General features: G+C 64.6%; 11 protein-coding genes and 1 tRNA gene. 8 read left to right on the top strand and 4 right to left on the bottom strand.

Going from position 1 to position 12,819, the window contains the following annotated elements; all coding sequences use genetic code 11:
* Window positions 1–24: 24 nt before the first annotated feature.
* Window positions 25–1,431, bottom strand: a complete 1,407-nt coding sequence (locus ACPUD7_RS08500) for a salicylate synthase (protein WP_096157079.1) — start codon at window positions 1,429–1,431, stop codon at window positions 25–27.
* Between the two features lie 783 nt (window positions 1,432–2,214).
* Between ACPUD7_RS08500 and ACPUD7_RS08495 the strand changes: the two genes are divergently transcribed.
* From ACPUD7_RS08495 to ACPUD7_RS08480, 4 genes are all read left to right on the top strand, one after another.
* Entirely contained in the window at window positions 2,215–3,090 is an 876-nt protein-coding gene (locus ACPUD7_RS08495; RefSeq protein WP_096160802.1) for a single-stranded DNA-binding protein, read from the top strand.
* Between the two features lie 99 nt (window positions 3,091–3,189).
* Entirely contained in the window at window positions 3,190–3,816 is a 627-nt protein-coding gene (locus ACPUD7_RS08490) for a hypothetical protein (protein WP_096158833.1), read from the top strand.
* Complete coding sequence (locus ACPUD7_RS08485; RefSeq protein ID WP_240516312.1) at window positions 3,813–4,025, top strand: helix-turn-helix transcriptional regulator; 213 nt, start codon at window positions 3,813–3,815, stop codon at window positions 4,023–4,025. Before ACPUD7_RS08490 ends, ACPUD7_RS08485 begins: the two co-directional genes overlap by 4 nt.
* Complete coding sequence (locus tag ACPUD7_RS08480) at window positions 4,012–5,250, top strand: site-specific integrase (protein WP_096158832.1); 1,239 nt, start codon at window positions 4,012–4,014, stop codon at window positions 5,248–5,250. Before ACPUD7_RS08485 ends, ACPUD7_RS08480 begins: the two co-directional genes overlap by 14 nt.
* Before the next feature lie 175 nt (window positions 5,251–5,425).
* On the opposite strand, the gene ACPUD7_RS08475 is transcribed toward ACPUD7_RS08480, so the two are convergent.
* Window positions 5,426–5,499: transfer RNA gene (locus ACPUD7_RS08475), tRNA-Pro, on the bottom strand.
* Between the two features lie 311 nt (window positions 5,500–5,810).
* On the opposite strand from ACPUD7_RS08475, the gene gcvH reads away from it, so the two are divergent.
* Genes gcvH through ACPUD7_RS08455 form a run of 4 tightly spaced genes read left to right on the top strand, consistent with a single transcriptional unit; the run spans window position 5,811 to window position 9,261 of the window.
* Window positions 5,811–6,215 (top strand): glycine cleavage system protein GcvH, encoded by a 405-nt coding sequence (gene gcvH, locus ACPUD7_RS08470; RefSeq protein WP_425119624.1) that lies wholly within the window; start codon window positions 5,811–5,813, stop codon window positions 6,213–6,215.
* The gene (locus tag ACPUD7_RS08465) at window positions 6,215–7,360 is read left to right on the top strand and encodes an FHA domain-containing protein (RefSeq protein ID WP_425119623.1); all 1,146 of its coding nucleotides are present in this window, start codon (window positions 6,215–6,217) and stop codon (window positions 7,358–7,360) included. The genes gcvH and ACPUD7_RS08465 overlap by 1 nt, the downstream gene beginning before the upstream one ends.
* 10 nt (window positions 7,361–7,370) lie before the next feature.
* Window positions 7,371–7,856, top strand: a complete 486-nt coding sequence (locus tag ACPUD7_RS08460; RefSeq protein WP_425119622.1) for a bifunctional nuclease family protein — start codon at window positions 7,371–7,373, stop codon at window positions 7,854–7,856.
* 10 nt (window positions 7,857–7,866) lie between these two features.
* The gene (locus ACPUD7_RS08455; protein WP_135541992.1) at window positions 7,867–9,261 is read left to right on the top strand and encodes a class II 3-deoxy-7-phosphoheptulonate synthase; all 1,395 of its coding nucleotides are present in this window, start codon (window positions 7,867–7,869) and stop codon (window positions 9,259–9,261) included.
* A gap of 169 nt (window positions 9,262–9,430) precedes the next feature.
* Here ACPUD7_RS08455 and ACPUD7_RS08450 read toward each other — a convergent pair whose 3' ends face one another.
* Window positions 9,431–11,500 (bottom strand): protein kinase domain-containing protein, encoded by a 2,070-nt coding sequence (locus ACPUD7_RS08450; RefSeq protein WP_135541990.1) that lies wholly within the window; start codon window positions 11,498–11,500, stop codon window positions 9,431–9,433.
* Window positions 11,497–12,696, bottom strand: a complete 1,200-nt coding sequence (locus ACPUD7_RS08445; RefSeq protein ID WP_425119621.1) for a lytic transglycosylase — start codon at window positions 12,694–12,696, stop codon at window positions 11,497–11,499. The genes ACPUD7_RS08450 and ACPUD7_RS08445 overlap by 4 nt, the downstream gene beginning before the upstream one ends.
* Window positions 12,697–12,819: the final 123 nt, after the last annotated feature.

Genomic DNA, 12,819 nt, shown 5'->3' with positions numbered 1-12,819 from the left:
CTGAGGACGATGGACGATCTGGACTCACATTCGCAGTCCACGAAGATAGGGGGCGATACTGCGTAGCTTTTCGCAGGTTTCTTCCCACTCACGTTCGGGCGTGGACTCGCCCATGACACCCGCACCGGCACGAAGCCAGCTTCGTCCGTCACGCTGGAAGACAGTGCGAAGTGTCAACGCGGCATCCAGTTGACCCTGCGTGTCAGCCAGGAGAACCGCTCCGCCGTAAAGGCCGCGTTCCTCGCCCTCGAGTTCTCGGATGACTCGCAGCGCAGCCCCTTTCGGAACGCCGGTAACGGTCACGGCTGGGAAGAGCGCTGCGAATGCCGACCAAGACGACATGTTCTCTTGCAGCTGCCCAGTGACGCGAGAGGCGATATGCTGCACCGATCCACGTTCTTCTACGTCCATGAACTCTGTAACGGCCACCGAGCCCGGTATGCTCACCGATCGTGTCTCGTCGAGAGCGAGACGAACAGAGATCGCGTGTTCATGCACTTCCTTCGCGTCGCTGAGTAGCTCTGAACGCAATCGACTATCTGTTTCACGATGGTGATGCAGCGCGCGAGTACCAGCCAGCGGCTGTGTACGCACACGTCCAGTCGGGTCAACCTCGACAATGGTCTCAGGGCTGAACCCAGTTGCCTTCCACCCGCCGACGTCAATAAGGAACGAACGCGCTGGCGTGTTCGCGCGGCGACCTGACAGATAAGTCTGCGGCAGGTCGATCTTGGGCTCAGCGGGAAGTGGCACGACCCTCGAGAGAACAACCTTGTCCAAGGCGCGGCTCTTGATCTTGGCGATTGCCATGCTGACCTTTTTCTGATAATTCGCAAAGTCGGGTTCCTCGAGCGAGATCGAGATGGCGTCGGACGTATCAGGTTCGGTACGCAGCAGTGCGGTAATCCGAGTAATCATTCCCGGAATTGAGGTTCGGGTGCGCGCTGCATTTCCGTCGAGCTGCACTTCGACCTCAGGCAACATTAGATGAATGAGTGTATCCGATCCTGCACCAGGCCGATCCTCGTACAGTAAGAACGCCAATTCGAAAGAAGCCCACCCGTAGCACCGTGATGGTCCATGCCTGTGAACGGACGCTAATGCCGTTGCGACAGCTTCAACGGGATCGTCTACGGGGATACTCCGGTGCCATTGGCCGACCCGCAGGTGTAGCGTGTCGCTACTGACGCTCACCTCAGCAGCAGGTCCGGCGGCGAAATACCACGTTCCCGCCCTCTCGTAGACGAGATATTGTTCCCCAACGCCTCCTTGTGCGAGCTTGATCGCAGCACTTGCTGGATCGAAATGCAGCGCAGTGTCGGCCTCGTGCACGAGTTTCGGTGTTCGCGAAGCCCAGTCCTCCAAGGCCTCGGCCAGTCCGTCACTGAGGATGTCGTCAAGTCGTCGATCGTCGGCCAGTGGGTCTCTCATCGGGTTTGGGCCCTCCCCTCGAGCATCCGCTCATCGAACAGTCTGCACAGCATCTGACCGTGCTGCGTAGGTGTGTCTGTACAGCGCACAAATGTGAAGTGAGTATAACCTTACCTGACTCGCCTGTTCAATCGGCGGCGGGTTCCAGCCCCGAATCGGCTCCGGCCTCTGTGAGGCGAGCACTTGTGGCTGAGGAGCCCGTTCGTCTTGCGGGATCGCGGGCCATGCATCTAATGGTGCTGAAGATAGAGATTATTGCGCTCGACAGCCTGGTCGTTGATTTTCGAACACAGAAGGTTGGGCAGCGAATGCTTGCGTGGCTTCGCGCTGCCACGGCCTCTGCGGCGCCAGCTACGCACGGAGCAGGAAAGCGGGTCAGGTCGGGCATGGACATATCGTGACCGACGTCAGCGGTGTTACTGGTCAAGTTGACGACCTTGACCGCTTCTGCGACAGAAGTATATGCGGAATCCATGAGGGCACTGACTCCAACACTGGACGGCAACACGCCGGCCGTGACGATCTCCAAGACAATTGTTGGACCCGCCCAATCATCACGAAACTCCGCGCCTGGCCCACCCGTGCCGACGCTGGCCAGTTGGGTACCGATCGCGCCGAGATCGAGGAGCTGTTGCGCGCGGGCACCCGGCCGGGCACGGAGAGGCCATCCGCGGCATGACTGTCCTGTGACCGGATGGTCGTTGTCGCGGTGTGCCGGGAGAGGCCCATACCTGGTGGGCAGCCCCGGTGAGACCGCCGGGGTTCGAAGCGAGAGGAAACATCATGCCCGTTCCCACCGGCCCCGGCATCTCCGGGTTCATCAAGTCCAGGCCGCAGCTGTCGATGACCGTCAACAACGATCCGCGGTTCTCCGCGTGGGTCGGGATCCCGCAGACCCAGATCGATGAGAACGGGGTCCTGCAGGAACTCGAGCCCCTCGAGACCCGGATGGTCATGTTCGGTGCCTCCGCGCAGCGCGCCCACGAGAAGTTCCGCAAAGGGGATGACATCGTCGCCTTCGGCGCCAACAAGGAATACACCGCCACCCGAGATGGGCAGCAGGTCACGGAGGAGTATTTCCTCGCCTCGCACATCGGCCACGACAACAACGTCACGACCTACACCGTCCACCGCGGCCCCGACCGGTACCCGGCCGAGCGCGACGGGATGCAGCGCGAGGCAGCCCGCCAGGACGCAGCCGCCCGCGAGAAAGCCCAGCAGCAGGCAACGGGCCAGCAGTCCGTCGGCCAGCAGGCACCCGCGCAGCAGCAGCTCGGCCAACAGGCACCCGCGCAGGCTGCTCCTGCCCAGCAGGCACAGGCCCAGCAGCAGCCGGCCCAGACGGCGCCTGCCCAGCCCGCGCAGCAGGCTCCCCAGCAGCCCGCACAGCAACAGGCGGCGCCCGAGCAGCCGGTCGCTCCGCAGCCGCCCGTTGCGCCGCCGCAGAACGCTCCTGCCCAGCAGGAGGCTCCTGCTGCGGCCCCGGCGCAGGCGCCACCGGCGGCACCGAATGCGGGCCCGCCGGACGGGCAGCAGCCCCAGGCCGGGCAGGCAGGTGACCCGGTCGCCGAGGTGCTCGCGCAGCGACAGAACGAGGTCGCCGCTGAGCCCGCTCCGGCCCGCGCGGAGCCGCCCGGGCACGAGGCGATGTCTCGGTAAGACCCCCTCAGGCCGCGCGGCGGTCGGCACCCCACGCCGCCCTCACCGCTGACCGTCGCGCACCTTTCTTCTTCGTGACCCTGCGACCCGGGAGGCATCGTGCCGACACCGACGAACCCCGACGAACCTGCTGACATCTCCGATCTGCCCCCGGAAGTGCTCAAGCAGGTCAAGCAGATGGTCTCGCGCGAGTACGCCAAAGACCTCCGCGCGCAGCTCGGCAGCGTCCCGCGGACCATCGACTGGACCCGCCTGAGTCCGGAGGATCTCGAGCACGAGCTCCTCGAGCTCAACCAGTTCGTGGACTGGTTGCGCCATACCTATGGGCTGCCGCCACAGATCATTCCGCCGATGTGGCATCGACACTGGGAGATGATCTGGGAACTCTCCGCGCTCAGGCAGCAGTGGCTGACCTGCTACGACCAGCAGGCCAAGGGCAACATGGGTGTCGTCTTCCACGCCGAGTTCGCCGCCGCCCGCGAACGCCTCCGCGACTGGGTCACCATCTCCGGCAGCCGGCTCGACCGTGATCGGGCCACCCGCATCACTCCCTGGCCCGGCGGCGAGGCCGAGGGGTTCACCCCGACCGACAGCACCGAGTACCCGGTGGAGAACCGGAACGAGGACTTCGTCTCCTTCGTCGAAGAACAGGTGCTCGAGCGCCAGCGTGCCCAGGACGCGGAGGTCCAGGAGATCGTGAACTCCGAGTGGAGCGAGCGGCCGTGACCGAGCCGACCGGGCAGATCCTCGTCTCCCCGTTGATGGACAGCCGGGAGGTCGCCGCCTACCTGAAAGTCTCCGAGTCGACGCTGTCGCGCTGGCGCGTCGATGAGAAGGGGCCACCGTTCATGCAGATGGGCGGGATCGCCCGCTACCGGTACGAGGCCGTCGAGGCCTGGCTGGCTTCCCTGGAACAGACCCATGAGCGCACCTGAGACACCGCCGACGTTCCCGCCGATCGGGGTGAAGGTCTCCACCGACATCGAACACCGCGCCTCCGGCGTCCGCGCCAGGGCACGGTGGACCGACCCGGCGACGAAGAAGCGCATCACCCGGGCCTTGGTCGTTCCCGACGAAGAAGCGGCCGAGGCTTTCTTCGACCAGCTGCAACGCTCAGCGAAGGTCGGAGTGGACCTGACGATCACGTTGAGCGATTACATCGAGCAGATCGGCGACCGCTGGAAGCGCGGCCTCGACCCGACCTCGACCGCCACCGGCTACTGGGCAGGACTCCGGCTGCGGGTGATTCCGGCGATGGGACATGTGCCGGTAGCCGGGATCAGCACCGGCATGATCGACCGGACCATCGACGACTGGGAGCTGAAGCTCTCGCCCTCGCTGATCAAGTCCTCGGTCGCCGCACTCGTGCGCGTGCTCGACGAGGCCGTTCGGGATGAGCTGATCGAGAAGAACCCAGCACGCAACCGTTCCCGTCGCTCTTATGGGAAGAGCACGGTGTTCGACTTCAGCAGCCCCGCCGATACCTCTCCGCGCGCGCACGCGATCAAGGACCTGGAGACGCTGACCAAGCTCGCCGAGGCCTGCGGTGAGGCCGGCCAGCCGTACTCCGACTACGTGATGCTGTGTGCGCTGCTGTCGGCGCGCAGTTCCGAGGTCGCGGGTCTCTGGGTCGAGGACGTCGACTGGGACGCGAACATCGTCACGATCCGCAAGCAGACCTTCCCTTCCTCGAGCGGGCTCGTGACGAAGCAGACCAAGGGCAGGGAGGAGCGGCCTGTGCCGATTCTGCGCCCGCTCGTGCCCGTCCTCGAACGATTGACGGCCGAGAAGGAGCCGACCGACCGGGTGCTCATCGGCGTGCGCGGAGGAGTGATCACGACGGCGAACGTCAGCCGGGCCACGAAGTGGGATTCGCTCGTGACCGAGATGGGGCTGCCGCAGCTGTCGCGGCATGGTCTGCGGCATACGGGAGCGACCTGGATGGCCGATGCCGGCATCCCGCTGCACGTGCTCCAGAAGATCCTCGGCCACAAATCGATCGACACGACCAAGGGCTACCTCCACCCCGATCTCGGCCATATCGCCAAGGCGGGGGAGCTGGCCAACCGATTCCTCGACGCCCAGACCGAGGCGCCCGAACGGCCCTCGGGCAAGAGGCACGCGAAGGCGAAGCCTGGTCCCGACGAGCGTGGCCTGTGAGGCCGAAAATGGGCTTCTGGTCCCGGTTTGGTCCCGGGTGATCAACTTGGGCGCCTTCAGACACCCTCCGGAGAGGGCGCGGGCGAGAGATTCAAGAGGAGCCAACGGCGATCGCGGACGATCCCGGACATGACGAAGCCCAGGTCAGAAACATGCTCTGACCTGGGCTTTTACGTCGGGCTGACAGGATTTGAACCTGCGACCCCATCACCCCCAGTGATGTGCGCTACCAAGCTGCGCCACAGCCCGCTATTCATTTGTTCCCGGGCAAACCAGGGCTAAGCCACCTTACCCCCAGTGAAGCGCGCTACCAAGCTGCGCCATAGCCCGTTACCGTACTCCCTCGTGGGCAACGAGAACCAGCTTATACCGATCAGGGGCCAACTGCCAAAACCACGTTCCGTGACCTTCGAAAAGCAGGTATCATCCCAGGTGGATACCGAAGAACCAGGGGCTGGCGTCGCCAGTTTCGGTGACTCGGTAACATTTCCGTTTCGTGATTGTTATGAAAGTGGACCAGGCGGCTATGCTTGGTACACCGACAAACTAGAGGAGTCGACATGGCAGATCTGGATTATCCAGTGTCTTTGCGGTACTCGCGCGACCATGAGTGGATTGCGACTACGGAGGACAATGCGGTTGTCCGTGTGGGTATCACTGATTTCGCACAGGAGCAGCTGGGCGATGTCGTCTATGTCGATCTGCCTGCCGTCGGTGATTCGATCACTGCTGGTGAGTCCTGCGGCGAAGTCGAAAGCACGAAGAGCGTCTCAGACCTCATCTCCCCAGTTTCCGGGACCGTCACCGAGGTCAACGAGTCGCTCGACGACTCACCGGAGATCGTCAATTCATCGCCCTTCGAAGACGGGTGGATGTACCTTGTCGAACTCAGCGAACCTGAGCAGGTCGAATCGCTGATGGACAGCGAGCAATACAAAGAGCTCATTCAGAGCGAGGAGGCATAATGTCGCAGAATAACGATCAGAATCGTCCGACCCCCTCGCAGCCCTGGTACGACAACGGTCAGGTGCCGCAGTCGAAGAAGTTTCCGTTCGGCGCCGGCAGCGGCGACGACTCGGCGACCCGCGTGAATCAGCAGGTCGACCCGAACGGTCAGCCGAACACCCCTCCCTTCGGGCAGCAGCCTGCCGACGGCGCCCCGCAGGCACCGCAGTACGGCAACGGCCAGCAGGCCGGCAATGGTCAGCAGTACGCCGGCACCCCACAAGGTGGTCAGCAGTACGGGGGCACTCCACAGGCCAGCCAGCAGTACAGCAACGGACAACAGCAGTACGGCGGCACTCCACAAAGCGGTCAGAACTTCGGCGGCACCCCGCAGGGTGGCCAGAACTATGGCAACGCCCAGAACTTCGGGGCCTCCCAGCCGGCCAACCAGCCCTATGCGAACAACGGCCAGGGCAGTCAGGGACAGCCGCAGTATCAGCCGCCGCAGAACCAGTATCCTCAGCAGGGCTATGGACAGCCGCAGTCCGGCCAGCCGCAGGGTAGCCAGCCCCAGGGGAGCCAGGGCCAGCAGCAATACGGTTACAACGGCGCCGGTCAGTACGATCCCAGCCAGCCGCAGGGCAACCAGCCCCAACCGGGCAACCAGCCCCAACCTGGCAATTACGGCCAGTCGCAGTCCGGCCAACCCCAATCGGGCCAACCGCAGTCTGGCCAGCCTCAGGGGGCTCCGGCCGGAGGACAACGCGACCAGATGAGCGATTCGGGCAGCCAGCAGTTCCAGGGCATCCTCGATCCGCATACCGGTGAGATCCACCCGGTGCCCGACCTCGAAGGTCTGCAGGACGCCGATGCTCTCCTCGTCGTCGTGTCGGGACCGGACTCGGGCTCACAGATTCTGCTCGACACCGATGTGGTGACCGTGGGACGCAGTCCGAACGCGGACATCTTCCTCGATGACGTCACCGTCTCGCGTAAGCATGCCGAGTTCATCCGGACTCCCAGCGGCTTCACACTGCGGGACACCGGTTCGCTCAACGGTACGTATGTGGGCCGGCAACTCATCGACTCCATCGAACTGCAGAACGGAGCCGATGTGCAGATCGGTAAGTTCCGAATGATCTTCCAGCAGCGTCCGCGCTCCTGACCGGGGGATAATGTCAAAAGTTGAAGTCGAGGTTGTCGGCGTCCGCATCGAAATGCCCGCCAATCAACCGATCCTCCTGCTCAAAGCCAGCGAGCCCGCGTACTATCTGCCGATCTGGGTCGGTGCGATCGAGGCCAATGCTCTGTCGATCGCGCAACGGGGTCTGACTCCGCCGCGTCCGATGGTGCATGCTCTGCTGCTCGACGTGCTCACCAAGTACGAGGCAGAGCTGACAGACGTCACGATCACCGGCAAAGACGGTCAGATCTTCCTGGCGGAACTGCACACGAATGACGGGAAGTCGATCTCCGCACGTCCCTCGGACGCGGTGACACTGGCGTTGACCGCCGATTGCCCCGTCTACGTCGAATCCCAATTGCTTGAAGAATCCGGAATCGAAGCCCCCGAAGCCGATGAAGAGGAAGTCGCGCAGTTCAGAGACTTCCTCGACAACGTTTCGGCCGAGGACTTCGAAACCGGCTCCGAAAACCCATGAAAGTGAAACATTGAGCCTCCACACCGATCCGGTCCTGTCCAACAGAGAAATCGCCGCTGCCGGCAATGACAATCTGCGCGGTCTCGATGACTGGCGCGAAATGGATCCGAAGCAGCAGCCGACCTATCTCGACAGTGCCGCGCTCGACGAGGTGCTCACAGACCTGCGCACCTCTCCTCCGCTCGTCTTCGCCGGAGAAGCCGATGTGCTCAAGCAGCGTATCGCCGCGGCTTCGCGTGGGGAGGCTTTCGTCCTCGCCGGCGGCGACTGCGCCGAATCCTTCGACGGAGCCCAAGCGGACAAGATCCGAGCCCGGGTCCAGACTGTGCTGCAGATGGCAGCCGTGCTCACCTATGGCGGATCGATGCCCGTGGTGAAGATCGGACGCATGGCCGGCCAGTTCGCGAAGCCCCGCTCAGCGGATATGGAGACCCGAGATGGAGTGACCCTGCCGTCGTTCCGCGGCGACATCGTCAACGGCTACGAATTCACCGAAGAATCCCGACGCCACGACCCGGAACGACTGCTCAAGGCCTACCACGTGTCCGCGTCGACGCTGAACCTCATTCGCGCCTTCACGCAGGGCGGATTCGCCGACCTGCGGTTCGTCCACGATTGGAATCGGGGATTCCTCGCCTCGAATCCCGGCTACCAGCGCTACGAGCAGACGGCCGCCGAGATCGACCGCGCCATTCGCTTCATGGATGCCTGCGGAGCCGACTTCGACGCGCTCAAGACCACCGAGTTCTATGCCGCCCACGAGGCGCTCCTCCTCGAATACGAACGCGCGCTGACTCGCATCGACTCCCGGACGGGCGAAGCCTACGACGTATCCGGGCACTTCCTGTGGATCGGCGAACGCACTCGTGAGGTCGACGGCGCACACGTCGACTTCCTGTCCAAGGTCCGCAACCCCATCGGCGTCAAGCTCGGCCCCACGGCCACGGCCGATGATGCTCTGGCCCTGGCCGAGAAGCTCGACCCGGATGCCGAGCCCGGTCGTCTGACCTTCGTCACTCGCATGGGTGCCGGTCAGATCGGCGAATCACTGCCCGCGCTGCTCGCCGGAATCGGTGACCAGCTGCCGCACGTGACCTGGGTGTGCGATCCGATGCACGGGAACACCATCACCTCGAACACGGGGTACAAGACTCGTCGCTTCGAGGACGTCATGGCCGAGGTCGAAGGCTTCTTCAATGCGCACCGCGATGCGGGCACGATCCCCGGCGGACTGCACATCGAGCTCACAGGCGACGACGTCACCGAGATCATGGGCGGCGCCACCGAGATCGATGACGAAGGTCTTCGCCGCCGCTACGAAACCCTCGTCGATCCGCGGCTCAATCACGATCAGTCGCTCGAGATGGCCTTCCAGGTCGCCGAATACCTCACTCGCAGACACTGATCGATCCGTTCCGGTCGAAGAGTGACAATGCCGGTGGCCCCGCAGATCATCTGCGGGGCCACCGGCATTCTGCTGAGGTGATCGGGAGCCCGATGCCGAGACCAGAGCTGCACGGTTCGATCCGAGCGAGTCCGACAGAGGCTGCCCGATCAGACTCGTCGCGCCGGCTCTACTTGTCCTTCGAGCTGTCCTTCTTGTCGTCTTTGGACTTCTCGTCCTTCTTCTCGTCCTTTTTGTCGTCCTTGGACTCTTCCTTCTTCTCCTTGCCCTTGGAGACACGGACGATGATGAGCGTGTTCGCAGGCTTCGACTCGGTGCTCTTCGGGAACTGCGACACGACCTTGCCCTTGGGCACGTCATCGGAGAACACTTCGTCCTTGCCGACACGGAAGCCGCGCTTGGCCAAGGTGGCATAGGCGGCGTCGAAGGTCAGTCCCTCGACATTGGGCACCGGGATCGGAGCAACGCCCTTGGAGATGACCAGATCGATCTTCTCGCCCTTCGACAGCTTCTTCCCGGGCTTCTGCGACGCAGAGATGACGGCATCCTTCGCGACCGTGTCGCTGTACTTCTCCTCGACCTTGCCGACCGTGAGCTTCGCCTTCTTCAGCGCCGCCTCGGCGTCGGAGCGGCTCAGGCCCTCCAGCTTGGGAACGGCGAACATCTCCTCGCCCTTGGACACAACGACCGTGACGGACGAGTCCGGTGCGAGCTCGGAGCCGCTGACGGGCTCGGTGCCGATGACGACCCCGGCGGGCACGGTGTCGTCGAAGACTTCCTTCGGCTCGGCCTTGAGATCGTTGTCCTCCAACTGCGAGGTGACTTCGTCCACCTGCTTGCCAGCCAGCTGACCGGGCACGATCGACGTCGGTTCCGGAAGGTTCGCGATGACCAGCCATGCCACGAGCGCGAGCACCGCGACGACGGCGACGAGCGCGGTGAGCACGCGACGACGGCGGCGACGGCCGGGGGACGCCGCGGTCGCGGCGGTTCCCGCGGATGCTGCGACTGCGGCACCGCTCGCAGCACCGCCGGAGGCGCCTGTCGCAGCACTGCCTGCAGCAGGCGCTGCGGCAGGCGACCGATCGTCGTCTGCTCGGGACTGTTCGTCTTCGTGCGTCTCGTCTTCGGAGGCCTCGTCTGCGTGCGTTTCGTCCCCGGAGCCGGACGCGACTGCGGCGGTGACGCCGCCGATGCCGGCTGCCGCAGACGCGATTCCGACCCCGGCCGCCTCGGCGCCGGTGTCGTTCTCGTCCTCATCCTCACCCTCGAGATACGGGATCTCGTCGGTGCGGGAGCGCTTCTCCTTCGGGACCTCCTCGCCGAGGTCGATGCTGGCGGTGAGCACGGGGGAGTGTTCGCCGGCGGCGACCTCCGGATCGCCGAGATCGAGTTCGGCCTCGCTCATCTCCGCTCGCGCCTCGGCCAGAGCCAGACGGAACTGAGCGGCATCGGCGGGACGATCCTCGGGGTCCTTCGACGTCGCCCACAGCACGAGCGCATCCAAGCGGGGGCTCAGACGCGGCACGACCTCCGAGGGCGGCGGCACCGTGTCGTGGACATGACGGTACGCGACCTGGATCGGCACGTCGTCGGTGTAAGGCTGAGCGCCGGTGAGCATCTCGTAGAACATGATGCCGACCGTGTACAGGTCGGTGCGGGAGTCGGCTCCGGCACGCGTGACGAGCTCAGGGGCGACATAGCCGACGGTGCCGATGAGCGTCTTCGTCGTCGTCGCCGTCGTCACCGCCCGGGCCAGACCGAAGTCGGCGAGTTTGACCTGACCGTCGGTGCCCAACAGCACATTGTCGGGTTTGAGATCACGGTGGATGATGCCGGTCGAATGCACAGCCTCGAGGGCGGCGAGGATCGCGTCGAGGACGACGATGGCCTGCCGGGGTGTGAACGTGCCGCGGTGCTTGAGTTCACGGCGCAGCGTCACCGAGGGCAGATACTCCATGACGAGGTAGACGATGTCGCCGTCGCGGGCCTGATCGTGGATGGCCACGAGGTTCGGGTGGGTGAGCCGACCGGCGTTGATGGCCTCACGGCGGAAGCGTTCGACGAACGTCTCATCGGAGATGAGGTGCTCGTGCATGACCTTGATCGCGATTTCGCGGTCGAGGCGCAGATCGGTGCCGCGGTAGACCATCGCCATGCCGCCGCGGGCGACCTTGGCGTCGATGCGGTAACGGTCGTTGAGGACCGTGCCGATGAGGGGATCTCGGCGGGCGGTCACAGAGCCTCCTGCATTCTCTGACGCTGCATCTGCACGGTGCGCACGAAGGCCTTCGTCTCCGCGAGCAGCCCGTCGGCGCGGACGGAGCGCAGATCCTGGTAGTAGCCGGCCAAGGCTTCGTTCTCGGATTCGGCGGTTTCGATGAGCCAGCCGAGGATGACGGTGCCGGCGACGATGTTGTCTTCGATGTCGAGCAGATCGAGTCCGCGCCCGACGATGTCACTGGCCCAACGGCCCGAACGCGGTGTGACCTGCATGATGCCGATGGCGTTGCCGGCCGAGACCGTCGTGTGCTGGAAACCGGACTCCTGAGCGGCGACGGCCAGCATGAGCGCAGGATCGGCACCGAGTTCCTCGGCGATCGAGGCGACGATGAGCCTCGCCTGCGCCGGCGCAGGATGGCGACGGTGCAGCAGGGTGTACTTGTTCAGTCGCGCCGCCCGCAGAACCGCCGGGCGGATGCCCTGCACCTGCGCACTGGCCGCGACACGGGGGATGTCCTGCGGGGGTTCGGGAGCGGTGCGGCGCGGACGAGCCGTCGAGGGCCGCAGCAGTAGCAGTTCGCCGACCTTGAGGTAGGAGTCATCGCCCATGGCATTGGCACGGCGCAGGGTCGCCGGGGAGATCCCGTGCCGTGCGGCGATGCCCTGCAGGGTCTCGCCGGGGGCGACGACGTGCGAAGGATCGTCATCGGGCAGATCGTTCTTCTCCGGCAGGGACAGCACCTGGCCCTGGTGGAGGTTCTGCCGCGGGGAGATGCGGTTGAGTTCGGCCAGAGCCGGCACCGAGACGCCGTGCTTGCTCGCGACACCGTAGAGGGTGTCGCCCTGCTTGCATTTGTAGGTGCGTCCGCCGTGGGTGACCGGAACGGTCGCACCGGCCGTACCGGAGATCCATTGCGGACCCATCGTCGGGGCGGGATTCCCTGAGGCCGGGCCCGTGTCGGTCGAATCCGCTGTGGTCGAATCGGCGTTCGAGTTCGCGGAACTCGCCGAGGCGGTCCCCGCCTCTTCGTCGGAGGCGGAATCTTCGTTGCCGGTGGGGTGGCTGGAGGGGGCAGCCTCGGCAGGGGAGTCGTTTTCGGGGTCGACGCGTTCGGCTCCTGGGATCGGCCCGGTCGAATTCACCTTCGAGGCGGCACGGATGTCAGGAGCTGCGGTGATGGGCACCTGCTGATGCCGTCGCGGTCGTGTCATCTGTCACCTATTGACTGTTGAATGGGGAAGCTACGGTCCCCAGCCTAACGAGTGGCCGCCGCCGACCCGAGCATTCGGCTCCGCATGGCGGGGTGTTTCTGCCGAATATTGCTACGCTTGGGC

It is taken from the genome of Brevibacterium sp. FAM 24630 (genome assembly GCF_049804075.1).
Classification (GTDB): Bacteria; Actinomycetota; Actinomycetes; order Actinomycetales; family Brevibacteriaceae; genus Brevibacterium.
This window is presented reverse-complemented; position numbering and strand designations above follow the sequence as displayed.